The organism is Nitratireductor indicus C115 (assembly GCF_000300515.1).
Taxonomy (GTDB): domain Bacteria; phylum Pseudomonadota; class Alphaproteobacteria; order Rhizobiales; family Rhizobiaceae; genus Nitratireductor; species Nitratireductor indicus.
The window spans coordinates 137,557-162,996 of sequence record NZ_AMSI01000006.1 but is presented as its reverse complement, the minus strand read 5'-3'; the positions used below and the strand labels follow the sequence as shown (position 1 = coordinate 162,996).

Genomic DNA, 25,440 nt, shown 5'->3' with positions numbered 1-25,440 from the left:
TTCGTATCAGCGTTGGGGAAGCTTCAGTTCTGCGACGAAATCATAGGCATCGCCGCGATAGATGGAGCGGGTGAATTCGATGACGCGACCATCCGGCAGGTAGGACACGCGTTCGATGAAAAGAGCGGCTTCTCCTGGCGCAACCTTCAGAAGTCCCGCGGAACGTTCGTCCACATTGCGGGCGGAGATGCGCTGTGTCGCGCGGGTTGGACGGGCTCCGCGCAGGGCGAGCGCTTCGTAGAGGGATTCGGTTACTTCCAACGGATCGGGCAGGAAACTTTCGATGATTGCTGCGCGTTCGATGGCCATCGGCACATCGTCGGCGATGCGAAGCCGCTCAAGCCGCGACACCTTCTCGCCGAGCGACAGACCAAGCACCATCATCTCTTCGGGCGACGGCGCCACCACGATGCGCTCCAGCCATTGCGAGCGTGCCGAAAGCCCGCGCCGGGCCATATCCTCGGTGAAGGAGGTCAGAAGTGACAGGGTCTGTTCCACGCGGGAAACGGGTGGGGCAACGAAAGTGCCGGAGCCATGACGCCTGATGAGGCGCCCCTGCTTCACGAGATCGTCCACCGCGCGGCGTACGGTGACGCGGCTGAGATCGGCCCGTTCGGCGATATCGCGCTCCGTGGGCAATGCTTCGCCTTCCTGAAGGGAGCCGTTTGCGATGGCGTCCTCGATTACGCGGCGTAGCCGCATATACAAAGGCCCCTGACCCGTTGCCGCGATACGATCCGGCTTGAAAAGTTCGGCTGCGCTCATTCCTGTCCCGCTCCGTGTGTTTGCGGAATGAAGGCTCTTACGGCGAGCTGAACGGCGCCCGCAAGGGCGTCTCCCTCGGCTTCATGCAGCAGACTGCGGTGGCGTGGCAAAAGCCGCTTGCCGTAGTGCGGGGCGAGGCCACCCAGGAGGCAAAGTTTTGTGCAACCGGGAAAAACAACGGCATCGAGCGCGTCGGTGACATCGCGTACCGCGGCATCGAGTATCTTGCCGGCCAACGGGTCGCCGCGTTCGGCGAATTCAAGGATCATGGGGGCATAGGCACCATAGTCCGCCGGTTTGGCCGTGACGGTGAATTCCACCGTGTTTTCGGGATTTCCGCCGAAACGTTCCATTACGGTGCGGCTCAATTCGGTCTGTGGATGAATGCCGTCATTGGCAAGTAAAGTCTCTGCCAAAAGGGTTCGTCCCAGAACCGCGCCGCTGGCCTGGTCGCCGATCATGAAGCCCCAACCACCGATGCTGCGCAGCTTCGCCTTCTCACGCGCGACATAGGCGGACCCGGTTCCCAGAATGGCGATCACACCGTCGGTATCGCCAAGAGCGCCTTGCAGCGCGATGATGCCGTCATGCACGAAGCGTGTCTCGGGGAAGGGAAGCTGGGCGGCCAGCGTTTCCTGGCGCATGCCGACATTGATGCCCGCCAGGCCGAAAAAAGCAGGAATCTCAGAAAGAGCTTCAGCTCCAAGCCCCGCTTCGGCAAGAGCCGCATTCGAGGCCGCCAGGATGCTTTGTGCGATGGCGTCTGCTCTGGAAAAAATGTTCGCCGCACCACGCATGGCGCGCCCCAGAACCCGGCCATTCCGGTCTGCAAGCGCGGCGCGGCAACTCGTGCCTCCACCGTCGATGGCTATCACATAGTCGTACATGACCACTCCCTGAGGACATGATACCAAAAAGATACCTTTGGGGAACTGGAAAAACCATCCAGCCGAAAATCAACGTCAATCTGACGCAGCAATTGCACGATTTCAATCGTTTAGCACAAGGATTACGCGATGAAGATTCAACTCTGGACAAATGGTATTTTTTTGGCCTTAATTTAACGGGTGGAGGTACGACGGTCCGCGAGGCCGGAAAACGATGCATGGCGAGGGCCCCGAGCCCGCGTCGTGTTTCCGGAGCGGGGAGCGCGCCAGCCATCGCCAAGGCGAATGGCGGGCGAACAAAAGAAAAAGCCCCACACAGGAACATCAGGCAGCAGGCTGCCCCTCGGCGCACGAGCCGCAATGCAGGCCGGCGCCCTTGAGGCGAACAGGGAGAAGACCATGACCAAGCGAGTGAAACGGGCGCTTCTTGCCGCCACCATGCTCGGCTTTGCCGGCCCGGCGATGGCTCAGGACGTGACCCTGACAATCGAAAGCTGGCGCAATGACGACCTGACCATCTGGCAGGAAACGCTCATTCCCGCATTCGAGGCAAAAAATCCAGGTATCAAACTCAGGTTCAATCCGACGGCACCCACCGAATACAATGCGGCGCTGAATTCCAAGCTCGAGGCCGGCTCGGCTGGAGACCTCATCACCTGCCGTCCGTTCGACGCTTCGCTCAGCCTCTACGAAAAGGGCTATCTGGCGCCGCTTCAGGACCTGGAAGGCATGAAGAATTTCGGCGATGTGGCGAAGTCCGGCTGGAGCACGGACGACGGTTCGGTCACGTTCTGCGTGCCGATGGCGTCCGTCATTCACGGTTTCATCTACAATGCGGACGCCTTCGCCGAGGTCGGTGTGGAACCGCCCAAGACCGTCGATGCGTTTTTCGCCGCGCTCGACAAGATCAAGGAAGACGGCACCTATATCCCCATGGCCATGGGCACAAACGATCAATGGGAAGCCGCTACGATGGGCTACCAGAATATCGGACCCACCTACTGGCATGGCGAGGAAGGTCGGCTTGCCCTCATCAAGGGCCAGCAGAAACTTACCGACGATCAGTGGGTCGAGCCGTTCCGCCAGCTTGCCAGGTGGAAGGATTACCTTGGCGACGGTTATGAGGCGCAGACCTATCCCGACAGCCAGAATCTCTTCACGCTCGGCCGTGCAGCGATCTATCCGGCGGGTTCCTGGGAAATCTCGGTCTTCAACGAACAGGCCGATTTCAAGATGGGCGCCTTTGCGCCACCGGTGCCGAAGGAAGGCGATACCTGCTACATCTCGGATCATGTCGACATCGCGATGGGCATGAACGCGAAGGGACCGAACCAGGAGGCAGCCAAGACCTTCCTGAACTGGGTCGGATCCGAAGAATTCGCCACGCTCTACGCCAATGCATTGCCGGGTTTCTTCTCGCTCTCGAACCATGAAGTGAAGATGGAGGACCCGCTGGCTCAGGAGTTCGTTTCCTGGCGCACGAAGTGCAAGTCGACCATCCGCTCGACCTATCAGATTCTGTCGCGCGGTACGCCGAACCTCGAAAACGAGACCTGGAACGCTTCGGCCAATGTCATCAAGGGTACCGAGACGCCGGAGGCCGCCGCTGAGCGCCTGCAGAAAGGTCTCGCCAGCTGGTACGATCCGCAGAAATAAAACGCGGACTGACGCATCCGAGCGCCGGAGCTTTTCGCGCCGGCGCTTCAGCCGCCGCTATCGGCCAATTGTGCACGGCGGGCATTCGTTATGAAAACAGGGAGAAGGCAATGACTTTCAAACATATGAAGCTGGCGCTTCTGGCGGCCACGATGCTCGGCTCCGCCGGCACGGCCATGGCGGAAGACGTGACGCTGACAATCGAAAGCTGGCGAAACGACGATCTGCCCATCTGGCAGGAAAAGCTCATCCCGGCCTTCGAAGCCAGCCATCCGGGCATCAAGGTCAAGTTTGCGCCTTCCGCCCCCACGGAATACAACGCCGTTCTCAATTCCAAGCTGGAAGCAGGCACGGCCGGCGATCTCATCACCTGCCGCCCGTTCGACGCTTCCTTAAGCCTCTACAACAAAGGGCAGCTGGTGGCGATCCAGGACCTGCCGAACATGAAGAATTTCGGCGATGTGGCGAAGGCCGCATGGAGCACCGACGATGGGTCGGCCACCTTCTGCGTTCCGATGGCCTCGGTCATCCACGGCTTCATCTACAACGCGGAAATCTTCGAGGAGCTCGGGCTCGAGGCCCCCAAGACGGTGGACGCGTTCTTCGCCCTTCTCGACAAGATCAAGGAAGACGGCTCCTACATTCCCATGGCCATGGGTGCAAAGGACCAGTGGGAAGCCGCCACCATGGGCTACACCAACATCGGTCCGAACTACTGGAAAGGCGAGGAGGGCCGGCTCGCGCTCATCAAGGGCGAGCAGAAGCTGACCGACGAGGACTGGGTGGAGCCTTTCCGCCAGCTCGCCAAATGGGCGCCCTATCTGGGCGACGGCTATGAAGCTCAGGCCTATCCCGACAGCCAGAACCTCTTCACGCTCGGCCGAGCTGCAATCTTCCCGGCCGGTTCCTGGGAGATTTCGATCTTCAATGAACAGGCCGATTTCAAGATGGGGGCTTTCCCGCCGCCGGTGCAGAAGGAAGGCGATACCTGCTACATCTCCGACCACACCGATATCGGCATCGGCATGAACGCGAAGGGACCAAACCAGGAGGCCGCGAAGACCTTCCTGAACTGGGTCGGATCTGCCGAATTCGCTTCGCTTTATGCGAACTCTCTGCCGGGCTTCTTCTCGCTCTCCAACGAGACGGTGGAGATGGAAGACCCGCTTGCCAAGGAGTTCGTCTCCTGGCGTGAGAGCTGCAAGTCCACCATCCGCCCAGCGCACCAGATTCTGTCGCGCGGCACGCCGAACCTCTGGAACGAGATGTGGAACGTGTCGGCTAATGTGCTGCGCGGCGCGCAGACGCCTGAGGAAGCCGGAGAGACGCTCCAGAAGGGGCTCGCAAGCTGGTACGAGCCGCAGAAGCAGTAACATCTGCCTGAACAGGAGCGCCGGGCGTCGACAGCCCGGCGCTTCAACCGGAAGGCAAAGGGGCACACATGGCCGCAGAACAAAGCACCAGACCACCCATCCGCTGGCACATCGCCGTGTTCCTGGCTCCGGCCGTCCTGATCTACACGGCCATCATGATCCTGCCGCTGTTCAACACGCTGAAGCTCGCGCTCTACACGGACGCGCAGAATGCACAGGTCTTCATCGGTCTCGACAATTTCCGGCTTCTTTTCGGGGATGAGCGCTGGTCGGAACAGTTCTGGAACGCGCTCGGCAACAATGTCTGGTTTTTCATCATTCACATGCTGGTGCAGAACCCGATCGGCATTCTTCTGGCAGCGCTGCTGAGCAGCCCGCGGCTGAGAATGCGTGCCTTCTACCGCACTGCCATCTTCATCCCGACCATCCTTTCCTTCGTGATCGCCGGCTTCGCCTGGAAACTGATCCTCAGCCCTTTATGGGGTGTGGCGCCCAATCTGCTCGATTTCGTCGGGCTGAAAGGCCTGTTCCAGCCCTGGCTCGGCAAGGAGGCGTATGCGTTGACCACGCTCGCGCTGATTTCCGTGTGGCAGTTCGTCGGTATTCCGATGATGCTCATCTACGCGGCGCTTCTGTCCATCCCCGATGAACTTCTCGAAGCGGCTGAATGCGACGGCGTGACTGGCATGGCGCAGTTCTGGAAGATCAAGCTGCCGCTCGTCCTGCCGGCCATCGGCATCATTTCCATTCTCACTTTCGTCGGCAACTTCAATGCCTTCGATCTCATCTACTCCACGCAAGGGGCGCTCGCGGGGCCGGATTTCTCGACCGATATTCTGGGAACATTCCTCTACCGCACCTTCTTCGGTTTCCAGCTGCAGCTTGGAGATCCCAATCTGGGGGCGGCAATCGCGACGGCCATGTTCCTCATCATCCTGATCGGTGTGTCGATCTATCTGTTCGGCATCCAGCGGCGCCTGCGCCGGTATCAGTTCTGAGCGGGAGAGAATAATGAACAAGGCCAGACACTCGCCCGTCCATTCCATTGCCGCTCACGCGATCCTGATCGCCTATACGATGATCGCGCTTTTTCCGGTGGTGGTTATCGTCATCAATGCCTTCAAGTCTCGCAAGGCGATCTTCCGTGCGCCGCTGGCACTGCCCGACAAGGACAGTTTCAGCCTGATCGGCTTTGAAACCGTGCTGCAGCAGGGCGATTTCCTGCTTTATTTCCAGAACAGTCTTATCGTCACCGTGGTTTCTCTGTTTCTGGTGCTGCTGTTCGGTGCCATGGCAGCCTTTGCCCTGTCGGAATACCGCTTCCGCGGCAACACGCTGATGGGGCTTTACCTGGCGCTCGGCATCATGATCCCGATCCGGCTTGGAACGGTCGCCATACTCCAGATGATGGTGGCTTCCGGTCTCGTCAACACCCGCACGGCGCTGATCCTGGTCTATACGGCACAGGGGTTGCCGCTTGCCATCTTCATCCTTTCGGAGTTCATGCGGCAGGTTTCCGACGATCTGAAGAATGCCGGCCGCATCGATGGGCTCAGCGAATACCGCATCTTCTTCCGGCTCGTATTGCCGCTCGTGCGGCCCGCCATGGCAACGGTCGCCGTTTTCACCATGATCCCGATCTGGAACGACCTGTGGTTCCCGCTGATCCTCGCGCCGGCGGAAGAAACGAAGACCATAACGCTCGGTGCGCAGGTCTTTATCGGCCAGTTCGTGACCAACTGGAACGCGGTGCTTGCGGCACTATCCCTCGCCATCCTGCCGGTACTGATCCTCTATCTGATCTTTTCGCGCCAGCTTATCCGCGGCATCACATCGGGAGCGGTCAAATGAGCGCTTCTCAGAACCCCGTACGCGTTCTGGTCGCGGGTCTCGGCAATATGGGGCGCAGTCACGCGCTCGCCTATCACGTGAACCCCGGTTTCGAGATTGTCGGTTTGGTCAATCGCTCGAAGCCGGAACTGCCCGAAGGGCTGGCCGGCTATGCGTTGACATCGGATTACGGCAAGGCACTCGCCTCGCTCAATCCGGAGCTCGTTTCGGTCAACACCTATTCGGACAGCCATGCCGATTATGCGGTGGCGGCTCTGGAACATGGCGCGCATGTTTTCGTGGAAAAGCCTCTGGCGACGAATGTCGCGGATGCCCGCCGCGTGGTTGATGCGGCAAAGGCGAACGGGCGAAAGCTGGTGATCGGCTATATCCTGCGGCATCATCCCTCATGGATGCGGCTCATCGGGGAGGCGCGAAATCTCGGCGGCCCCTATGTCTTCAGGCTCAACCTGAACCAGCAGTCATCGGGACCTACCTGGCATACGCACAGGCAACTGATGGAGACCACGCCGCCCATCGTGGATTGCGGCGTGCACTATGTGGATGTGATGTGCCAGATCACCGATGCCAGGCCGGTCAAGGTGCGCGGCATGGGCGTCCGGCTTTCCGACGAGATCGCACCGGACATGTATAATTACGGCCACTTCCAGGTTCTGTTCGAGGATGGTTCCGTGGGCTGGTATGAGGCGGGATGGGGACCGATGATCTCCGAAACCGCCTTCTTCGTGAAAGACATCATCTCGCCGAAGGGCTGCGTTTCCATCGTCATGGCGGAAGGGGCAAAGTCTGACGACATCGATACGCACACAAAAACCTCGACCATCCGCATTCACCGTGCCGAGACGGATGCGGCAGGGCGCTTCCGTGGGCCCGACACGTTGCTTTCGATGGACGATGAGCCGGGGCATCAGGAGCTCTGCGACCGCGAGCAGGCCTTCGTGCTCAAGGCCATTCGCGAAGATCTCGATCTCACCCGGCACATGGAAGACGCCGTTCAATCGCTCAACATCTGCCTTGCCGCTGACGAAAGCGTGCGCACGGGCAGGGAAATCGACCTATAGGAAGAACCAGTGGGCTCACTTGCACTCAAGAATATCACGAAATCCTTCGGCAAGGTCGAGGTCATCAAAGGCATCGACCTGGAGGTCGAGGATGGAGAGTTCGTCATTTTCGTCGGCCCTTCGGGCTGCGGGAAATCGACCCTTCTGCGCATCATTGCCGGGCTGGAGGATGCGTCCGACGGTACCATCGAGATCGACGGAGCCGGGGTCACTGCGACACCACCCTCGAAGCGCGGCATCGCCATGGTGTTCCAGACCTATGCGCTCTACCCGCATCTGACTGTTCGGGACAATATGAGCCTGGGCCTGAAGCAGGCGAAACGCCCGCCGGCGCAGATTGCCGAGCGTGTGGATGTCGCGACGAAGATGCTTTCACTCGAACCTTATCTTGAGCGCCGGCCGGCGGAGCTTTCAGGCGGGCAGCGGCAGCGCGTCGCGATCGGCCGCGCGGTGGTGCGCAAGCCCAAGCTCTTCCTGTTCGACGAGCCCTTATCGAACCTCGACGCGGCATTGCGCGTCAACACACGGCTCGAAATTGCGCGCCTGCATCGAGAGCTCGGTGCGACCATGATCTATGTGACCCACGACCAGACCGAGGCTATGACGCTTGCCGACCGTATTGTCGTGTTGAATGGCGGGCGCATCGAGCAGATCGGCACGCCGATGGAACTCTACAACAATCCGGCCAATCTGTTCGTTGCCGGCTTCATCGGCTCTCCGCAGATGAATTTCATCGATGCGGGCGATCTTGGCCGCGAGGATGCGCGGACCATCGGCATCCGGCCCGAGCACATCGCGGTCGGTTCGGAAAAGGGCGACATTGCGGGGCGGGTTTCGCATGTGGAACATCTGGGCGCCGATACGAATGTCTATCTCGATTGCGGCGAAGCCGGACTTATCTGTGTGCGCCTTTTCGGCGAGCATCAGTTTGAGATCGACAGCATGCTCAATGCCCGTTTCGATCCTTCGAGGATCTATCGCTTCGATGGAGAGGGCAAGGCGATCCGCTGAAATCATGCAGAGCGATTGTAAAATTTGCTCTTGAAGCTCTAGCCACTAGAGGTCCTATCTTGCTGTCATCAAGAGACTGCAAGGAGACCTACAGTGCCTTCGAATGAGGAAAACACCGACGCTTGCACGCTGACCTGGTCGGTGGGCGGTATGGATTGCGCGAGCTGCGCCACCAAGATTCGCGGAGCACTGGAGCGGCTTCCGGGCGTCGAGGATGTCCGGGTTTCCGTCATGGGAGAGACGCTGGCCCTTTCTCTCGATGAGCGAACGACATCGCGCGAGAAGGTGGAGGGTGCGGTTCGCCGATTGGGCTACGACATCGTCGCCCGACAGGGGGGCACGCGGGAGACCGTTGGCGAGCTAGCGCACGATCACGAAGGGCACGGCCATGGAGGGGCGGATCATTCCGGTCATGCCCATTCGCATTCCCATGGGCCGAGCGACCCAGACAAGAGCTGGTATCAGACTGGCAAGGGAAGGCTGGTGATCGGAACCGGGTTGCTGCTCGTGGCAGCCTGGGCGATCAAGTTCGCGGTTCCGGGAGACGCATCCCATTGGGCATTTGTGATGGCCTGCCTGATCGGGGTGTTTCCCGTGGCGCGCCGGGCGCTGGCAGCGCTTATGGCGGGCATGCCCTTTACCATAGAGATGCTGATGACGATTGCATCGGCGGGCGCGCTGGTGATCGGGGCTGCGGAAGAGGCTGCGCTGGTCGTGTTCCTGTTTGCCGTGGGCGAGGTTCTCGAAGGCGTTGCGGCGGACAGAGCGCGAGCGGGCATTCGGGCCCTTGGCGATCTTGTGCCCAAGACAGCCCTTTTGGAAGAGAATGGCAAGACGCGTGAAGTGGAGGCTGCCAGCCTGAGGATCGGCCAGACCGTTCTCGTGCGGCCTGGCGACCGTATTCCAGCGGACGGCGAAATCACGGATGGAATGGCGAGCATCGACGAAGCGCCGGTGACGGGCGAATCCGTGCCAAAGAGCAAGGGGCCGGGCGAGGAAGTCTTTGCCGGCTCGATCAACACAGATGCCGTTCTGCGCGTGCGGGTGACGCGCACACCGCAAGACAACACGATCGCGCGCATTATCCGCCTTGTCGAGGAAGCACAGGAAGCGCGCGCGCCGACGGAACGCTTCATCGACCGTTTCAGCCGCTACTACATGCCGGCAATCGTCGGGCTTGCGGTGCTTGTTGCTCTTGTGCCGCCGCTTCTTGCAGGCCAGAGCTGGGATGTCTGGATCTATCGCGCGCTTGCGCTTCTGCTCATCGGGTGCCCCTGCGCGCTGGTGATCTCGGTTCCTGCTTCCATCGCATCTTCGCTTTCGGCAGCTGCGCGCCGCGGGCTCTTGATGAAGGGCGGAGCCGTGATCGAGACGGCGGCCGGAATTCAGCTCGTTGCCTTCGACAAGACGGGAACGCTGACCGTGGGAAGGCCCGTGGTCACCGATCTCTGGAGTGTGGACGGGGACGACCTGGCAACTCTTGCGCTTGCCGCCGGTGTGGAAGCGGGGTCGAGCCATCCTCTCGCGGAAGCAATTTTGAAGCGTGCTGAGGAGGCCGGAATTGCAGCAAAGGCCGGGCGCAACGCACGGGCTGTTGCAGGTCGTGGCGTCGAAGCGGAGATCGAAGGGGAGACGGCCTTTGTCGGATCGCCGCGCTATGCTGCCGAACAGGGCGCCATGACGGATGAGGCCCGGAACCGGATCGAGGCGCTGGAAGCAGAAGGCAAGACCGTTGCCGCGGTGTTTCGCGCCGGGCGTCTGCAAGGGATCGTGGCCCTGCGGGACGAGCCGCGCGAGGATGCGCGCCGGGCGGTGGAAGAGCTCTCTTCGCTTGGCGTCCGTTCCATGATGCTGACGGGAGACAATGGCCGGACAGCGGCTGCGATTGCGAAGGGGCTTTCGATGGAGCATCGAGCGGAACTATTGCCCGACGACAAGGTGAAAGCAATCAGGAGCCTTGCCGAAGGCGATGCCGTGATGATGGTTGGGGATGGCATCAATGATGCACCAGCGCTTGCCGCAGCCCAGATTGGTGTCGCCATGGGCTCCGGCACGGATGTGGCGCTTGAAACCGCCGATGCCGCCTTGCTTGCAAATCGCGTGAGCGATGTACCCGCCTTGATCCGTATCGCGCGGATCACGATGGGAAATATCCGCCAGAACATCGCTATCGCACTTGGACTGAAGGCCGTCTTTCTCGTTACCACCATCCTTGGCTTCACTGGGCTCTGGATAGCGGTTCTTGCGGATACAGGGGCTACGGTTCTCGTGACCCTAAACGCGCTACGGCTACTTCGTTTATCGCGAGGCGGTTAGCGTTCGTTTATCTTTGTATAGTGTTTAGCGGAAGGCGGCGCGACGCGGCAGGAAGAAAGCCTGTCGCGTCGTTTCCACGTCCGCTTTCCGCTTAAACGAAAACGCTCCTCTATTATAAACCAAAAGTTGTATTCGGGGCGTTTTCCTTCGGGAGATTCTCGTTAAATATTTGTTTTTAATTCGTAAAACTCGATACTTTAAATGCCGAATAACAGAATGTTTACAAAGATATCCACATAATCAATTATAGGTTGTATATCGAAAACGAATCCAATATCGTGCAGAAGTTGTGTCGAGGCAGTTGTATCTCAATCGCCTAGGGGGTGGATGAGTTTCAGCGGACATCTGTGCGCGCCGCTTTGTTGAAGGTCCTGCCGGTGGTTCCCGGGTCGGCCTGCAAGTGTTGGCGTAAATGACGGCGCCCTTCGGTGCCTGAAAGCGGCTTTGGCCGCCGGGAGTCCTGTCTTCCGGAGGAAGCGGCTTAAAAGCAAATAGTTAGGGCAAGAAGACGGTGCATTCCGCTTCGTTGCCCTGAGGCGGGCGGCGTGTTTCGCCGCGCGAACCCTATCCTGTGCCATGACGGTCGGGGTTGGGGCGGGGCGGTTTGTGTCGCTCCGAGGTGTTTGCGAACCGCGTAAGCGGTGTCGTCGGTCGGGTTCGAGGTTTGATCTTATTATTGCGAGGCGCGAAATTATGGGCATGCATAAACAAGACGGATTATCATTTGCAACTTTGCGGGCAGCGGAGGCCGTCATCGACACCCGCAGCCTGACCGGGGCGGCGCAGAAGCTCGGTATCAGCCAACCGGCGGTGAGCATGCATCTTGGCAGGCTGGAGCGGGCCATCGGCACGCCGCTCATCAAGAAACTGGGCAATCGGATCATCGTCAAGGAAGAGATTTCCGGGTTGATCCGCCAGATGCTCGATCTGGAGCGCCGCCTGCGCACGGTCGGCTATGAAAAGAGCGTTTCCAAGCTGAAGGTCGGAATCTGTGGCTATTGTGCGCCGCTGCTTCTGAATGGTATGGGACGGCTCGGCAAGGTCCGTGAGACGGTGAGCTGGAACATCGCGGATTCCAGGCGATTGGAAGAAATGTACGATTTCGGCCAGATCGACGCGGTTTTCCGGGCGCTCTACCCTTCGGAACTGGGGCCAGACCTTGTGGCCGATCATACATTGCGCTGGATCGGCGCGCGGGAACTCGGTGAGCAGATGAAGCGCTCGCCCGGCGCCGTTCCCGTGGTCCTCACGAACTCCCAGTCGCCGCTTGGCGCCGCAGCGCGCGAGTGGTTGCGGCAAAGGGACATTTCCTATGACGTGCTCAGCGAAGCAGACGACATCGCGACGGCGGTTCGCCTCGTGGCAAGCGGCACAGCGGTTTCACCCCTGCCGAGTTTCGTTTTCGACGGGCAGTTTTCAAGCGTGCTTGAGGATTGCAGCGAGGTGCTGCCAGGCGGACTGGACATGCGCTACGGCATGTTCTTTGATGACAAGCGCTTCAATCTGCGGATGGCGCTCGACATTTTCGAGCTCCTTCAGGGGGAGTTGCATCGAATGGTGCCGCCGCCGGGAGGTTTTCCGCGCCATAGCCTTGCCCGCCAGTAGTCTCAGTTTTTGATGATACTGCCGCGCGGCCTGCTGCGCGGCAGTATCATGACAAGAAACTGTCTTCAAAATTTCATCTGACCGCCGCCTTGCCGTCAGGATTCTCCACCAAATATCCGCACCATGATGAAGCATATTCGTAACGCCCTTTCGGACGCGCAGAACGATGCGCATATCGACGCTCTCCTCTCCCCGCAGGAGGACGTTTCCATTGTCGATTCCCTTTATGCCGTTGCCGGCGATCAATTCATTGCCCAGTCCCGTGATGTTCTAGACAATGTGGTCCTTGCCAGGTTGCAGGCTCGTCTTGCGCGACGCATGCGCGAAGTGATCGAGCAGCCCAATACACCGGCAAAGAACTCGCGGAGTGCTGCATGAAAACCCGTGATATTTCATTGCAGGGTGAGAAAATCCTCGATTTCACCAGCCGCCTCGAGCAGCGGGGCGAGAATGGTTTGCTCCATCTCGGCGCAGGTGAACCGGGCGGTCTGGGTCGACACGTTCAGAGCGGCGACGACCTTGCCGGACCTGTCTCTAACGGGAACCGCAATCGAGCGCAGACCGAGTTCCAGTTCCTCGTCGACGATGGCATAGCCTCGCTCGCGCGTTTCCGCCATCTTCGCGGCGAGGATGGCCCTGTCCGTCACCGTTTTCGCAGTCTTGGCGCCGATCGACGCATGCGCGAGAAAACGGGCGAGTTCGGTAGAATCCAGATCTGAAAGGAGTACCCGGCCCATTGATGTGCAATGGGCAGGAAGGCGCGCGCCGACATAGAGCGCGACAGACAGGATACGTCTGCTTGCCGCGCGCGCCACATAAACGATGTGGTCGCCTTCCAGCACGGCGGCAGAGCAGGATTCGCCCAGCCTTGCCGAGAGAGCCTGCATTATCGGTTCCGCATAGCGCCAGACCGATGCCTCACCCATCCAGGACCGTGTCAGCGAAAGCAGTTTGGTCGACAAGACGAAGCGCCGCTCTTCCTGGCGTGCATAACCGCTGGCGACCAGCGTCAGCAGCAGCCTGCGCGCGCCTGCACGGGGCAGGCCTGCCTCCACCGCGACTTCCGTGAGAGTCATGCCGCTTGGTGAATTTGGCGCCCGCGACAGAATTTCCAAAACGGAAAGCCCCTTTTGCAGGGCCCCCACGAGATCCCGGTTGTGGTCCGATACGGTGTTTGACTCGCTTTCGATCTCCATCTAATAAATATCGCATATAGAACATTTGTTCGCAATACGAACTTTTAAGGAGTCCGATGGCGCGTTTCCTCCCCTTGTCTCAGGCCGTTTCGGAGAACCTGCATGATGGTGACAGCGTTGCGTTTGAGGGGTTCACGCATCTCATCCCGACTGCGGCTGCCCACGAGGCAATCCGCCAAGGGTTTCGCGACCTGACGCTGATCCGCATGACGCCGGATGTGGTCTATGACCAGATGATCGGCATGGGCATGGCGCGAAAGCTGGTGTTTTCCTATGCCGGAAACCCTGGCGTCGGCCTGCTGCGCCGTCTGCGCGATGCGGTGGAGAATGGGTTTCCGAATGCTCTGGAAATCGAGGAGCACTCGCATGCTGCCATGGCCAATGCCTATGAGGCGGGTGCGGCAGGCATGCCCTGTGCTGTGTTCCGCGGTTATCGCGGAGCGGAGCTTGCGCGCGTCAATCCGAACATTCGCTTCATTGAATGCCCCTTCACCGGGGAAGAGCTTGCCGCTGTTCCGGCGTTGCGGCCCGATGTCGCCTTCATTCACGCGCAGAAGGCGGATCGCCGGGGCAATGTGCTGGTGGAGGGCATTGTGGGTATCCAGAAGGAGGCTGTGCTCGCCGCGCGTCGGGCGGTTGCCACAGTCGAGGAGGTGGTGGAGGATTTCGACGATCAGCATCCCAACCTGACCATATTGCCGCACTGGACGATCACGGCGATCTCGGTCGTGCCTGGCGGGGCGCATCCTTCCTATGCGCATGGATATTACGCCCGCGACAATGCAGCATATCTTGAGTGGGACAAGGTTGCGGCAGACCGCGATGTCTTCCGAGACTGGATGGACCGCAATGTGTTTCAGGCTCGTGTTGAAGACTTTGAACAGCGTGTGGAGAAGCTGAGGGTTGCAGGATGACCGGTGCGGATTTCACACCCAATGAAATGATGACCATTGCGGCTTCGCGTGCGCTTGGAAATGACGACGTCTGCTTCGTTGGCATCGGTGCGCCTTCGGCGGCCTGCAACATTGCCCGGTTGACGCATGCGCCGGATATCACGCTGATCTATGAGTCCGGGACCATCGGCACGGCTCCGGATGTATTGCCCTTGTCCATCGGCGACGGAGAGCTTTGCGATACGGCGCTGACCACCGTGCCAGTGCCGGAAATGTTTCGCTACTGGCTTCAGGGAGGGCGCATCACCATCGGCTTTCTGGGCGCTGCCCAAATTGATCGCTTCGGCAATATCAACACCACGGTGGTGGGCGAATACGAGCATCCAAGGGTGAGGCTGCCGGGCGGTGGTGGGGCACCGGAGATCGCTAGTTCCTCGCAGGAGGTCTATGTCACGCTCGCCCAATCGCGCAGGGCGATGGTGGAGAAAATCGACTTCTTCACTTCCTTCGGCCATGGCGAAGGGGGCGACCATCGCCAGCGGCTGGGGATCGACACCAGGGGCCCGACCCTTCTCATCACGGATCTGGCGATCTGGAGGCCCGACCCACAGACGAAGGAATTTACGGTGGTGTCACTTCATCCTGGCGTGAGACGGGAGATGGTTCAGGAGACTTGCGGCTGGACGGTCAGGTTCGCCGAGAGGGTTGAGGAAACCCCGCCTCCAACCGAACAGGAGCTTTCGATCCTGCGCGACTTGAAGGCGCGCACCGAAGCGGCCCATAAGGGACGCTGATTCTTCACCTCTCGATAAACATGAAGGGCTGGGCCGCCGCTCACCGTTCGCGAAGGAGAACCGCGTATCATGGCTGAAGCCTTTATTTGCGATTATATCCGCACTCCCATTGGCCGCTTTGGTGGCGTCCTTTCCTCCGTGAGGGCTGATGATCTGGCTGCGGTGCCGATCCGGGCGCTGATAGAGCGCAATCCGGGTGTGGACTGGGCGGCCATTGACGACGTGTTCTACGGCTCCGCCAATCAGGCTGGCGAAGACAACCGAAATGTCGCGCGCATGGCCGCGCTTCTGGCAGGGTTGCCGGTGGATGTTCCGGGATCGACGGTCAACCGTTTGTGCGGATCGGGTATGGATGCGATCACGATTGCCGCCAGATCGATCAAGGCAGGCGAGGCCGAAATCATGATTGCAGGCGGCGTGGAATCCATGAGCCGCGCCCCATTTGTCATGCCGAAGGCAGCATCGGCGTTCTCGCGCAATGCGGAAATCTACGACACCACCATCGGCTGGCGCTTCATAAACCCGCTCCTCAAGAAACAGTATGGCGTGGATTCCATGCCCGAGACGGGGGAGAATGTCGCAGCTGACTTTTCCGTCAGCCGCGCCGATCAGGATGCCTTCGCCGTTCGCAGCCAGAACAAGGCCGTTGCCGCGCAGGAAAACGGCCGCCTGGCAAAGGAAATCATTGCGGTCACGATACCGCAGCGAAAGGGCGATGCGATCGTAGTGGACAAGGACGAGCATCCGCGCCCGGGCAGCAGTGTCGAAAAGCTTGGCAAATTGTCCACGCCGTTCCGGGAAAACGGCACGGTGACAGCCGGAAATGCCTCGGGGGTCAATGATGGCGCTGCGGCGCTTATCATAGCGTCCGAGGCTGCGGCCAGGAAATACGGGCTGACGCCCATCGCTCGAATTCTCGGCGGCGCGACGGCAGGCGTTCCGCCGCGTATCATGGGGATCGGGCCCGCGCCTGCAACAAAGAAGCTGTGTGCGCGGCTTGGTCTGAAGCCCTCAGATTTCGACGTGTTCGAGCTCAACGAGGCGTTTGCCTCGCAGGGCATCGCGGTGTTGCGGGAGCTCGGGATCGCCGAGGATGCGGCGCATGTGAACCCGAATGGCGGGGCAATTGCGCTCGGTCATCCCCTGGGCATGTCTGGCGCGCGCATTTCCGGCACGGCGGCGCTTGAACTGCATGAGCGCGGTGGCAGGCTTGCGCTTGCCACGATGTGCATCGGCGTGGGGCAGGGCATCGCGCTCGCGATGGAGCGGGTGTAGCGCGGCCAGAGCATTTTGCAGTCCTGACGTCTGCATAAATGCGGAGGAGAAACAAGGAGATAGATCGGTTCAGGGTTTCCGTGAAACGGTGAATCGATCCAGGAGTGCGGGCGTCTGTTCCCGCACCGATCAGTTCAACGGAATGTCATTCCCGGCCTTGCTCTCCTGATAGGCGTCGGAGAGCTCGGCATAGGCTGCTCCGATTGCCTCGATCCGGGCCAATGCGACCCGCGCTTCGGCTTCCGGGAGCGTCCGCGCCAATGCTGGAATGGCATAGCTCTTCCAGAAGGCGTTTTCGGCGTTGTAGCCGCCGGGTTCCAGCGTGAAGACCTCTTTCAATATCTTCAGGTCATGGGGAATCGCGAAGGAATCGCGCGAATCCTCGTGGCTGAAGAGATAATGGAAATTGTCGAAACCGGTCCATGTGATCGCCGAAAGGCAGAGCGAACAGGGTTCGTGGGTGGACAGGAAAATACAATCGCTTGTGTCGGGGCGGCTAGTCTTCGGCATTTCGTAAAAGCGCTTCAGCGCATGCACTTCCCCGTGCCAAAGCGGGTTTTCCAGCTCGTTGTTGGTTTCGGCAAGTACAAGCGAAAGATCGTCCCTGCGCAGGATCGCGGCGCCGAAGAGCTTGTTGCCGTGGGCCACACCTTCTCGTGTTTTGGGCAGGATGTCCTGTTCGATCACATCGAGCAGGCGGTTGATGAGGGTGCTGTCGGTCATGAGGCGTTACCGGTCTCCGGCAGGGCGATGCTGTAAGGTTCGGTGAAGAAATGTTCCTCGACATTGTTGCCGTCTCCACCGCGGTCAACCACGACGAAGTCCTGTTCCTTGCCGATGGGCGTCAGCACGCCGTGCCAGGTGCCGCGAGCATAGTTGACGCCCTGTCCAGGGGCGGTGAGGAAGGCGCGCGGCCTGCCGGGTCGGCCCGCTTCATCGGGGCAGACAACGACCAGAAAGGGGGCGGGGGTCGTCGGCATGAAAGCCTGACTTCCAAGCGGGTGGCGCTCTACCATGGAGAGGGTGAGCGGCATCGGATAAGGGGTGCCGCGAAAGATGTTGATCAGGACACGGGCATTTTCGCCGCCGGCCTCAACTTTCGCCAGATCGTGGAAGCGGCGGCACTTGCCATTGTTGATCAAAAAGCTTTCGGTACCTTCCGTCTCGATCACGTCGCCGAAGGGGGCGAAAGCCTCACGGGTCAGAGCTTCTGCAACGATGGTCTTCATGGCGCGAATGGACCGCGCAGCTTGGCGTGACGGTTGACGTCCTTGTAGAGCAGGTAGCGGAATTTGCCGGGGCCGCCCGCGTAGCAGGCTTGCGGGCAAAAGGCGCGCAGCCACATGAAATCCCCGGCTTCCACCTCCACCCAGTCGCTGTTGAGCCGGTAGACCGCCTTGCCTTCGAGCACGTAGAGCCCGTGCTCCATCACGTGGGTCTCGGCAAAGGGGATCACCGCGCCGGGCTCGAAGGTGACGATGGTGACATGCATGTCGTGGCGCAGATCCTGCGGGTCGACGAAACGGGTCGTGGCCCATTTTCCGTCCGTGCCGGGCATGGGGTTTGCAGGCACATCCGCCTCGTTCACGAAGATGGGGTCGGGCTTGGCGAGGCCGGGGACGGCCTCATAGGCCTTGCGGATCCAGTGGAAGCGCGCGGGGGCGCTGCCGGTGCTGCGCAGGGTCCAGCCGCAATCGGGCGGCAGATAGGCATAGCCGCCGGGTGTCATCCCGTGCGCGGTCCCGTCCAGCTGTACGGTGATTTCGCCTTCCATGACGAAAAGGACGCTTTCGGCGCCGCTTTCAGTCTCGGGCCTGTCGCTACCCCCTCCCGGCTGCACCTCCATGATGTATTGCGAGAACGTCTCGGCGAAACCCGAGAGCGGGCGTGCAATCATCCAAAGACGCGTGTCGTCCCAGAACGGCAGCGCGCTCGTCACGATGTCCTGCATGACGCCGTTGGGCATCAGCGCATAGGCTTCGGTGAAGACCGCGCGGCCCGTCAGGAGCTGGCTTTGCGGCGGGTGTCCGCCATGCGGTGCGAAATAGGTGCGGGCACTCATTTTATTGTCCTGTGTTACGCGGGCAATATGTCCTTGAGCCGGAGAAAGGCGATGCGCTCCACCTGCCGGCAGGCCGTGGAAAACTCTTCCTCGTAGCTGTTTTCAAGCCGGGTCTCGAACGCCTTCAGGATGCCTTCCTTTGTATTGTCCTTGACGGCGATAATGAACGGAAAGCCGAAACGGCCGGTGTAGGCCGTGTTCAGCTCGGTGAAGCGGATACGCTCTGCGTCGGTGAGGGCGTCCAGGCCGGCGGACGCCTGTTCGCGGGTGGATTCCACCGTCAGGCGCTTTGCTGTTGCAAGCTTTCCGGCAAGGTCAGGGTGAGCCTTCAGGATGTCGAGGCGTTCTTCTTCGCTGGCGGAGCGGAAGACACGGGCGAGCGCATTGGCAAGCCCTGTCGCCGTATCGTGTGCGGTGCCAAGCTCAAGCCCGAAAGCGCGCTCGGCGATGAAGGGAGAGTGCTCGTAGACACTGCCGAAACGCTCGATGAATTCGGGCGCGCTCATGCGGCTCGGGCGCAGCGCAGCCGGGGCATAGGGGTGGTGCTCGCGCCAGTGACGGGCGATCTCGCCGCGGGTGGCCAGCCACACATGCTCGCGGCTTTTCACATGGTCGATGAAGCGCTGCAGGGCGGCGGCGCGACCGGGACGACCGACGAGCCGGCAATGGAGCCCGATGCTCATCATGGCCGGACGGCCCGCCTCGCCTTCCTCGTAAAGTGTGTCGAAGGCGTCGCGCAGATAGGCGAAGAACTGGTCGCCGGAATTGAAGCCCTGCGCAGTCGCAAAACGCATGTCGTTGGCGTCCAGCGTATAGGGAATGACGAGTTGCGGGCGGGCTGCATTGCCATGACCGTCATGGTCGATCCAATAGGGCAGGTCGTCGTCATAGGTGTCCGAAATCCAGTCGAACCCACCTTCCTCGATGGCGATCCTGACGGAATTGACCGAAGTGCGGCCGAGATAGAGGCCGCGCGGGCGTTCGCCCACCACCTCGGCGTGGAGGCGGATCGCCTCCAGAAGGTCGGCGCGCTCCTTCTCCTGCGGATATGAGCGGTAATCGATCCATTTCAGGCCGTGGGAGGCGATCTCCCAGCCCGCATCGCGCATCGCGGCCACCTGCGCTGGGCTGCGCGCAAGCGCCGTGGCAACGCCGAAAACCGTGACAGGCACCTGAGCCTTTGTGAACATGCGGTGGAGCCGCCAGAAGCCGGCGCGCGCGCCATACTCATAGATCGATTCCATGTTCCAGTGGCGCATGCCGGGCCATGGCGCTGCCCCGACGACCTCGGACAAGAAGGCTTCCGAGGCTTCATCCCCGTGCAGGATGCAGTTCTCGCCGCCTTCCTCGTAATTGACGACGAATTGCACGGCCACCCGCGCGTCTCCCGGCCATTTCGCATCCGGCGGGTTGGGGCCGTAGCCGGCCATGTCTCGGAAATAACGGGTCATGCTGTGGTCCATTGAACTCTATTGCCAAGGATAGCCGATGGAATGCTAAGGTCACTTTCCCGAAAAATTTGAAAGTCTTTTCCAATGCTTCCGGTACAGCCCCCCTTATCCTTGCCATGGATTTGCAGCACAATCGCGTCGGCTGGAAAACAGTCCGGAAAAGAAAAAAGGGAGGCTGCATGAGCGAGGCACGCGGAGGCCGTCTGACGACCCATGTGCTGGATACGGCCAGCGGCAAGCCTGCTGTCGGGCTGGAGATCGTCCTGTATCGTCTGGAGGGCGAGAGCCGTTCCCTCATCAAGACCGTGCGCACCAATAGCGATGGGCGCTGCGATGCGCCTCTGCTGGAAGGTGAAGTCTTCCGGACCGGGATTTACGAACTCGTCTTTGCGGCGGGCGAATATCTTCGCAGTCAAAATCTCCGGCTTCCCGATCCGGCCTTTCTGGACCTTGTGCCGATCCGTTTCGGCATGGCGGAGGAGACGCATTATCACGTGCCGCTTCTGATCTCGCCATTCGGTTATTCCACCTACAGGGGCAGCTGATGAAGACGCGTGACGAAATCCGGTTTCTTCTGAACGGAACGGAGGTTGCGCTTTCGGACATCCAGACCGGTGAGACGCTGCTCGACTATCTTCGTCTTCGCCGCCGCCTGACCGGCACCAAGGAAGGGTGTGCGGAAGGCGATTGCGGGGCCTGCACCGTTCTGGTCGGCCGCTTGTCCGGTGGCGTGCTTCGCTATGAGAGCGTCAACGCCTGCATCCGTTTTCTGGGGTCGCTCGATTGCTGCCATGTGGTGACGGTCGAGCATCTGAAGCGTGCCGACGGAAGCCTTCATCCCGTGCAGCAGGCGATGGTGGATTTTCACGGCTCGCAGTGCGGGTTCTGCACGCCGGGCTTTGTCATGTCGCTCTATGCGCTTTGGATGCGCGAGCCGGGGCCGGGCGAACAGGCCATTGAAAAGGCTCTTCAGGGCAATTTGTGCCGCTGCACCGGCTATGAGGCAATCGTCCGCGCGGCCCGGGCTGCCGGCGAAATTTCCTCCGTCGGCGACCCGCTGGTCGAGGAGCGGGACAGCGTAACATCACGGCTTGCAGCGATGCGGGACGGTGCGCGTGTGGAGATCGGCGAGGGTCGGGAGCGTCTGATCGTTCCCGCGAATGCTGACGATCTTGCAGCCATTCTGGAAGAGGAACCGAAGGCGACCATCGTCGCCGGAGCGACGGATGTCGGATTGTGGGTCACGAAATTCATGCGTGACATCGGGCCCGTAGTCTTCATTGGCGGACTGGAAGATTTGCACGGTATCGAAGAAGCCGATGGCATGCTCCGTATCGGCGCTGGGGTCAGCTATACCGATGCATTCGACCTTCTCTCACGGCGTATTCCGGCGCTGGGCGCCCTCATCGAGCGTATTGGCGGGGAACAGGTGCGCAATATGGGCACACTCGGCGGTAATATCGCCAATGGCTCGCCCATCGGCGATACGCCGCCGCCTCTGATCGCGCTCGGCGCGCGGCTGGTGCTGCGCAAGGGCGGGAGCCGTCGGACCATTCCGCTCGAGACCTATTTCATCGACTACGGCAAGCAGGATCGCATGCCGGGCGAGTTCGTCGAGGCCATCGAGCTTCCGTTGCCACCAGAGGGCACGCGCTTTTCGGTGTGGAAGGTCTCCAAGCGGCGCGACGAGGATATTACCGCCGTGCTTGGAGCCTTCAATGTGAGCGTCGAAAACGGCGTGGTGACCTCGGCGCGCATCGCATTCGGCGGCATGGCTGCAACGCCCAGGCGCGCCACCGCAGTCGAGGCTGCTCTTACCGGCAGGTCCTGGAATGCGGATACGCTGGAGCAAGCTGTCGCTGCGCTGGCCGAGGATTTTTCGCCGATCAGCGATATGCGCGCTTCGGCGAACTATCGGCTTGTGGTCGCGGGAAACCTGCTGCGTCGTTTCTTCCTCGAAGGGGTGGAGGGCCATGTGCCGTTGATGCTTTCCCGCCATGAGGCTGCCTGACATGAACAAGCATCAGGCGCAGCTCGACAGGAAGCGGATTTCAGGCGGGGTGGCGACCGACCAGCGCCATGATTCCGCGCACAAGCATGTAACGGGCGAGGCGGTCTATATCGACGATATGCCGGAGCCTGCGGGCACGCTGCATGCCTGCCTCGGCCTGTCCACTGTTGCCCATGGGGACATTCTTGCCATGGACCTTTCGGCTGTGCGGGCGGCACCCGGCGTGGTCGATGTCCTGACGGCAAGCGATGTGCCCGGCGTCAACGACCTCAGCCCGACCGGCCTGCATGATGAGCCCGTGCTGGCGGAAGGGAAGGTGCATTTCTTCGGCCAGCCGGTCTTCGCGGTGATTGCCGAAACGCGTGAGGCGGCACGCCGCGCCTGCCGGCTCGCGAAGATCGACTATGCGGAACTGCCGGCGCTGATCGACGTCGCCGATGCGGGGCCGGATGCACCTTTGGTGACCAAGCCGCTGACGCTCTTGCGCGGCGAAGTGGAGATCGCCCTCGGCGAAGCGCCGCGGCGTATCCGCGGGCAGATGAGGGTCGGCGGGCAGGACCATTTCTACCTTGAAGGTCAGATCGCTTTCGCGATGCCCGGCGAGGATGGCGATGTGCTCGTGCATTCCTCCACGCAGCATCCGAGCGAGGTGCAGCATATGGTGGCGCATGCGCTCGGCGTTTCCTCCCACGCGGTGACCATCGAGGTGCGGCGCATGGGCGGCGGCTTCGGCGGCAAGGAGACGCAGGCAAACCAGTTTGCCGCCATTGCTGCCATCGCCGCCAAGCGGCTGAAGCGTCCGGTCAAGATTCGCCCCGACAGGGACGATGACATGACGGCGACGGGAAAGCGGCACGATTTCCTGATCGACTATGATGTCGGGTTCGACGACGAAGGCAACATCCTCGCTGCCGATTTCGCCTATGCGGCGCGCTGCGGCTTTTCAGCCGATCTTTCCGGTCCCGTAACGGACCGGGCATTGTTTCATTGCGACAACGCCTATTTCTATCCCGCAGTACGTGCCGTTTCGCGGCCGCTCTACACCAACACAGTGTCCAATACCGCTTTTCGCGGTTTCGGCGGACCGCAGGGCATGGTGGGGGCGGAGCGGATCATCGATGAAGTCGCCTTCGCGGTCGGCAAGGACCCGCTCGATATCCGCAAGCTGAATTTTTATGGCGGGCCCGGTCGCGATACGACGCCGTACCACCAGACGGTGGAGGACAATGTCGTGGAGCGCATCGTGGCGGAGCTCGAGGAAAGTGCGGCCTATGCGCGCCGCCGCCGTGAGATCGCGGCCTTCAACAAGAACAGCCCCGTCGTCAAGCGGGGGCTTGCGCTGACGCCGGTCAAGTTCGGCATCTCGTTCACCGCCACCCATTTCAACCAGGCGGGTGCGCTGGTGCATGTCTATACGGACGGGTCCGTGCATTTGAACCATGGCGGCACCGAGATGGGCCAGGGCCTTTATGTGAAGGTCGCGCAAGTGGTGGCCGAGGAATTCCAGATCGATATCGACCGTGTGAAGATCACCGCAACCACGACCGGCAAGGTGCCCAATACGTCTGCCACTGCCGCGTCTTCCGGCTCCGACCTGAACGGCATGGCAGCGCAGGATGCGGCGCGACAGATCAAGACGCGGCTGATCGATTTTGCTGCGGATCGCTATGAGGTTCCGACGGATCAGATCGTGTTCCTGCCGGGACGGGTGCGTGTCGGCAATCAGGAAATCGCCTTCGATGACCTCATCCATCAGGCCTATATGGCACGCGTCCAGCTCTCAGCGGCTGGTTTCTACAAGACGCCGAAAATCCATTGGGATCGGGACAAGGGGCAGGGACATCCTTTCTATTATTTCGCCTATGGCGCGGCATGCGCCGAAGTCTCGGTCGACACGCTGACGGGCGAATATATGGTCGAACGTGTGGATATCCTGCACGAGGTGGGCCGTTCACTGAACCCGGCCATCGATCTCGGCCAGATCGAAGGCGGCTTCATCCAGGGCATGGGCTGGCTGACTACGGAAGAGCTTGTCTGGGACAAGAAGGGGCGGCTCGCCACCCATGCGCCCTCCACATACAAGATCCCGCTTGCTTCCGACCGGCCGAAAATCTTCAATGTGGCGCTGGCAGACTGGGCGGAGAATGCGGAGCCGACCGTGCATCGCTCGAAAGCCGTGGGCGAACCGCCCTTCATGTTGGGCATGGCCGTGCTGCACGCGCTTTCCGATGCGGTGGCAAGCGTTGCGGGCCACAGGCTCTGTCCGAGGCTCGACGCGCCGGCAACGCCGGAGCGCGTTTTGATGGCGGTGGAGCGGGTGCGGGCCGGTCAGGCCGACGCGTAGTGTATTCGCGGCTGCCAGGATGAAGGATCGCATGAGCCATTCGCTTGCGAAACTGGAGGCCTTTCTTGCCGTGCGGCCCGAGCTGGCGCTGGTGCGCGTGCGCGAAGCCAAAGGCTCCACTCCGCGTGAGGCCGGCGCCTGGATGCTCGTCGGGCAGGACGCGATTTTCGGCACCATTGGCGGCGGGCAGCTCGAATTCATGGCGATCGAACAGGCGCGCGCCCTGATTGCGGGCGAGGATGCGAAAGCCGAACTCGATGTGCCGCTCGGCCCTGAGATCGGACAGTGCTGCGGCGGGCGCGTCGGGCTCGACATCGCACTTCTGGACCGGCCACGCCGGCGGGCGCTTATCGAAGAGATGGCAACGCTGGAGGCCGCCCGGCCTTCGGTTTTCCTGTTCGGTGGCGGGCATGTCGGCGTGGCACTGGCCGGGGCGCTATGCCTGATGCCGGTGAAAGTAACCGTTGTGGAGACGCGGCAAGAGGCGCTTCAGGGGCTTCCCGATGGGGTGGAAAGGCGGCTTTTGGCAATGCCCGAGGAGGCCGTGCGCACAGCCCCTCCCGGTAGCGCATTCGTGGTTCTGACCCATGATCATGCACTGGATTTCCTGATCGCCGGCGAGGCGCTCCGACGCAATGACGCCGCCTATGTGGGCATGATCGGATCGCGCACGAAGCGGGCGACCTTTGCCTCCTGGTTCGCCCGCAACGGGGGCGATGCAGCGTTGCTCGAACGGCTTCATTCGCCGATTGGCGGTGAAGGGGTGCGTGACAAGCGGCCGGCAGTGATCGCAACGCTGGCGGCTGCGGAAATCGCGACCGCCCTCTTTGCGCAAGAGTGAGGCTCTTGCTGCTTAAGCTGCTCAAGGAGGAGCTGCGCCATCCTGGGT

The 25,440-nt window shown here is 61.0% G+C and carries 23 protein-coding genes; 16 read left to right on the top strand and 7 right to left on the bottom strand.

Going from position 1 to position 25,440, the window contains the following annotated elements; all coding sequences use genetic code 11:
- Positions 1-6: 6 nt before the first annotated feature.
- Together NA8A_RS10635 and NA8A_RS10630 are read right to left on the bottom strand one after the other, a co-directional pair.
- Positions 7-765, bottom strand: a complete 759-nt coding sequence (locus NA8A_RS10635; RefSeq protein WP_009756505.1) for a GntR family transcriptional regulator — start codon at positions 763-765, stop codon at positions 7-9.
- A complete protein-coding gene (locus NA8A_RS10630) occupies positions 762-1,652 on the bottom strand; it encodes a glucosamine kinase nucleotide-binding domain-containing protein (protein ID WP_009756504.1) in 891 nt (296 codons plus the stop codon). The genes NA8A_RS10635 and NA8A_RS10630 overlap by 4 nt, the downstream gene beginning before the upstream one ends.
- A gap of 399 nt (positions 1,653-2,051) precedes the next feature.
- Between NA8A_RS10630 and NA8A_RS10625 the strand changes: the two genes are divergently transcribed.
- The 9 genes from NA8A_RS10625 (at position 2,052) to NA8A_RS10585 (ending at position 12,903) form a co-directional block, all read left to right on the top strand.
- Positions 2,052-3,308, top strand: coding sequence for an ABC transporter substrate-binding protein (locus tag NA8A_RS10625; protein WP_009756503.1), 1,257 nt, complete (start codon positions 2,052-2,054; stop codon positions 3,306-3,308).
- 110 nt (positions 3,309-3,418) lie between these two features.
- Positions 3,419-4,681, top strand: a complete 1,263-nt coding sequence (locus NA8A_RS10620) for an ABC transporter substrate-binding protein (protein WP_009756502.1) — start codon at positions 3,419-3,421, stop codon at positions 4,679-4,681.
- Positions 4,682-4,749: 68 nt separating this feature from the next.
- Entirely contained in the window at positions 4,750-5,679 is a 930-nt protein-coding gene (locus NA8A_RS10615) for a carbohydrate ABC transporter permease (RefSeq protein WP_009756501.1), read from the top strand.
- A 13-nt stretch (positions 5,680-5,692) separates the two neighbouring features.
- Positions 5,693-6,532 (top strand): carbohydrate ABC transporter permease, encoded by an 840-nt coding sequence (locus tag NA8A_RS10610; protein WP_009756500.1) that lies wholly within the window; start codon positions 5,693-5,695, stop codon positions 6,530-6,532.
- Positions 6,529-7,593 (top strand): Gfo/Idh/MocA family protein, encoded by a 1,065-nt coding sequence (locus tag NA8A_RS10605; RefSeq protein ID WP_009756499.1) that lies wholly within the window; start codon positions 6,529-6,531, stop codon positions 7,591-7,593. Before NA8A_RS10610 ends, NA8A_RS10605 begins: the two co-directional genes overlap by 4 nt.
- A 9-nt stretch (positions 7,594-7,602) precedes the next feature.
- Positions 7,603-8,604: an ABC transporter ATP-binding protein gene (locus NA8A_RS10600; protein ID WP_009756498.1), complete on the top strand. Its 1,002-nt coding sequence runs from the start codon at positions 7,603-7,605 to the stop codon at positions 8,602-8,604.
- A 93-nt stretch (positions 8,605-8,697) separates the two neighbouring features.
- Complete coding sequence (locus NA8A_RS10595; protein ID WP_009756497.1) at positions 8,698-10,920, top strand: heavy metal translocating P-type ATPase; 2,223 nt, start codon at positions 8,698-8,700, stop codon at positions 10,918-10,920.
- 699 nt (positions 10,921-11,619) lie between these two features.
- Entirely contained in the window at positions 11,620-12,525 is a 906-nt protein-coding gene (locus tag NA8A_RS10590; protein WP_240532772.1) for a LysR family transcriptional regulator, read from the top strand.
- Between the two features lie 123 nt (positions 12,526-12,648).
- The gene (locus tag NA8A_RS10585; RefSeq protein ID WP_009756495.1) at positions 12,649-12,903 is read left to right on the top strand and encodes a hypothetical protein; all 255 of its coding nucleotides are present in this window, start codon (positions 12,649-12,651) and stop codon (positions 12,901-12,903) included.
- Between the two features lie 14 nt (positions 12,904-12,917).
- Here NA8A_RS10585 and NA8A_RS10580 read toward each other — a convergent pair whose 3' ends face one another.
- Entirely contained in the window at positions 12,918-13,721 is an 804-nt protein-coding gene (locus NA8A_RS10580; protein ID WP_009756494.1) for an IclR family transcriptional regulator domain-containing protein, read from the bottom strand.
- A 56-nt stretch (positions 13,722-13,777) separates the two neighbouring features.
- Here NA8A_RS10580 and NA8A_RS10575 point away from each other — a divergent pair, with 56 nt between their 5' ends.
- The 3 genes from NA8A_RS10575 to pcaF all read left to right on the top strand — a co-directional run bounded on the left by NA8A_RS10575 (position 13,778) and on the right by pcaF (position 16,683).
- Positions 13,778-14,635 carry a CoA transferase subunit A gene (locus tag NA8A_RS10575; protein WP_009756493.1) on the top strand — a complete coding sequence of 286 codons (858 nt, stop codon included), beginning with the start codon at positions 13,778-13,780 and terminating at the stop codon, positions 14,633-14,635.
- Positions 14,632-15,408 (top strand): CoA-transferase subunit beta, encoded by a 777-nt coding sequence (locus tag NA8A_RS10570; RefSeq protein WP_009756492.1) that lies wholly within the window; start codon positions 14,632-14,634, stop codon positions 15,406-15,408. Before NA8A_RS10575 ends, NA8A_RS10570 begins: the two co-directional genes overlap by 4 nt.
- 69 nt (positions 15,409-15,477) lie before the next feature.
- Positions 15,478-16,683 carry a 3-oxoadipyl-CoA thiolase gene (pcaF, locus tag NA8A_RS10565; protein WP_009756491.1) on the top strand — a complete coding sequence of 402 codons (1,206 nt, stop codon included), beginning with the start codon at positions 15,478-15,480 and terminating at the stop codon, positions 16,681-16,683.
- A gap of 129 nt (positions 16,684-16,812) precedes the next feature.
- Here the strand turns inward: pcaF and NA8A_RS10560 are convergent, their stop codons facing one another.
- From NA8A_RS10560 to puuE, 4 genes are read right to left on the bottom strand one after another with little or no spacing between them, the layout of a single operon-like run.
- The gene (locus tag NA8A_RS10560) at positions 16,813-17,406 is read right to left on the bottom strand and encodes a nucleoside deaminase (protein WP_009756490.1); all 594 of its coding nucleotides are present in this window, start codon (positions 17,404-17,406) and stop codon (positions 16,813-16,815) included.
- Entirely contained in the window at positions 17,403-17,912 is a 510-nt protein-coding gene (locus tag NA8A_RS10555) for an ureidoglycolate lyase (RefSeq protein ID WP_009756489.1), read from the bottom strand. Before NA8A_RS10555 ends, NA8A_RS10560 begins: the two co-directional genes overlap by 4 nt.
- A complete protein-coding gene (locus NA8A_RS10550) occupies positions 17,909-18,745 on the bottom strand; it encodes a bifunctional allantoicase/(S)-ureidoglycine aminohydrolase (RefSeq protein WP_009756488.1) in 837 nt (278 codons plus the stop codon). Before NA8A_RS10550 ends, NA8A_RS10555 begins: the two co-directional genes overlap by 4 nt.
- 14 nt (positions 18,746-18,759) lie before the next feature.
- Positions 18,760-20,196 carry an allantoinase PuuE gene (gene puuE / locus NA8A_RS10545; RefSeq protein ID WP_009756487.1) on the bottom strand — a complete coding sequence of 479 codons (1,437 nt, stop codon included), beginning with the start codon at positions 20,194-20,196 and terminating at the stop codon, positions 18,760-18,762.
- Between the two features lie 179 nt (positions 20,197-20,375).
- Between puuE and uraH the strand changes: the two genes are divergently transcribed.
- The 4 genes from uraH to xdhC are packed head-to-tail and all read left to right on the top strand — an operon-like array spanning position 20,376 to position 25,392.
- Entirely contained in the window at positions 20,376-20,741 is a 366-nt protein-coding gene (gene uraH, locus NA8A_RS10540) for a hydroxyisourate hydrolase (RefSeq protein ID WP_009756486.1), read from the top strand.
- Entirely contained in the window at positions 20,741-22,207 is a 1,467-nt protein-coding gene (gene xdhA, locus NA8A_RS10535) for a xanthine dehydrogenase small subunit (RefSeq protein WP_009756485.1), read from the top strand. Before uraH ends, xdhA begins: the two co-directional genes overlap by 1 nt.
- A 1-nt stretch (position 22,208) precedes the next feature.
- Entirely contained in the window at positions 22,209-24,551 is a 2,343-nt protein-coding gene (gene xdhB / locus NA8A_RS10530; RefSeq protein WP_009756484.1) for a xanthine dehydrogenase molybdopterin binding subunit, read from the top strand.
- A gap of 31 nt (positions 24,552-24,582) precedes the next feature.
- Positions 24,583-25,392, top strand: coding sequence for a xanthine dehydrogenase accessory protein XdhC (gene xdhC, locus NA8A_RS10525; RefSeq protein WP_009756483.1), 810 nt, complete (start codon positions 24,583-24,585; stop codon positions 25,390-25,392).
- Positions 25,393-25,440: the final 48 nt, after the last annotated feature.

Coding starts and splice junctions, on each gene's coding strand:
- NA8A_RS10630 (WP_009756504.1), bottom strand. CDS start 1,652: ATGTACGACTATGTGATAGCCATCGACGGTGGAGGCACGAGTTGCCGC.
- NA8A_RS10560 (WP_009756490.1), bottom strand. CDS start 17,406: ATGACCGACAGCACCCTCATCAACCGCCTGCTCGATGTGATCGAACAG.
- NA8A_RS10610 (WP_009756500.1), top strand. CDS start 5,693: ATGAACAAGGCCAGACACTCGCCCGTCCATTCCATTGCCGCTCACGCG.
- NA8A_RS10555 (WP_009756489.1), bottom strand. CDS start 17,912: ATGAAGACCATCGTTGCAGAAGCTCTGACCCGTGAGGCTTTCGCCCCC.
- NA8A_RS10625 (WP_009756503.1), top strand. CDS start 2,052: ATGACCAAGCGAGTGAAACGGGCGCTTCTTGCCGCCACCATGCTCGGC.
- NA8A_RS10570 (WP_009756492.1), top strand. CDS start 14,632: ATGACCGGTGCGGATTTCACACCCAATGAAATGATGACCATTGCGGCT.
- puuE (WP_009756487.1), bottom strand. CDS start 20,196: ATGACCCGTTATTTCCGAGACATGGCCGGCTACGGCCCCAACCCGCCG.
- xdhA (WP_009756485.1), top strand. CDS start 20,741: ATGAAGACGCGTGACGAAATCCGGTTTCTTCTGAACGGAACGGAGGTT.
- pcaF (WP_009756491.1), top strand. CDS start 15,478: ATGGCTGAAGCCTTTATTTGCGATTATATCCGCACTCCCATTGGCCGC.
- NA8A_RS10550 (WP_009756488.1), bottom strand. CDS start 18,745: ATGAGTGCCCGCACCTATTTCGCACCGCATGGCGGACACCCGCCGCAA.
- xdhC (WP_009756483.1), top strand. CDS start 24,583: ATGAGCCATTCGCTTGCGAAACTGGAGGCCTTTCTTGCCGTGCGGCCC.
- uraH (WP_009756486.1), top strand. CDS start 20,376: ATGAGCGAGGCACGCGGAGGCCGTCTGACGACCCATGTGCTGGATACG.
- xdhB (WP_009756484.1), top strand. CDS start 22,209: ATGAACAAGCATCAGGCGCAGCTCGACAGGAAGCGGATTTCAGGCGGG.
- NA8A_RS10615 (WP_009756501.1), top strand. CDS start 4,750: ATGGCCGCAGAACAAAGCACCAGACCACCCATCCGCTGGCACATCGCC.
- NA8A_RS10590 (WP_240532772.1), top strand. CDS start 11,620: ATGCATAAACAAGACGGATTATCATTTGCAACTTTGCGGGCAGCGGAG.
- NA8A_RS10580 (WP_009756494.1), bottom strand. CDS start 13,721: ATGGAGATCGAAAGCGAGTCAAACACCGTATCGGACCACAACCGGGAT.
- NA8A_RS10575 (WP_009756493.1), top strand. CDS start 13,778: ATGGCGCGTTTCCTCCCCTTGTCTCAGGCCGTTTCGGAGAACCTGCAT.
- NA8A_RS10620 (WP_009756502.1), top strand. CDS start 3,419: ATGACTTTCAAACATATGAAGCTGGCGCTTCTGGCGGCCACGATGCTC.
- NA8A_RS10585 (WP_009756495.1), top strand. CDS start 12,649: ATGATGAAGCATATTCGTAACGCCCTTTCGGACGCGCAGAACGATGCG.
- NA8A_RS10635 (WP_009756505.1), bottom strand. CDS start 765: ATGAGCGCAGCCGAACTTTTCAAGCCGGATCGTATCGCGGCAACGGGT.
- NA8A_RS10605 (WP_009756499.1), top strand. CDS start 6,529: ATGAGCGCTTCTCAGAACCCCGTACGCGTTCTGGTCGCGGGTCTCGGC.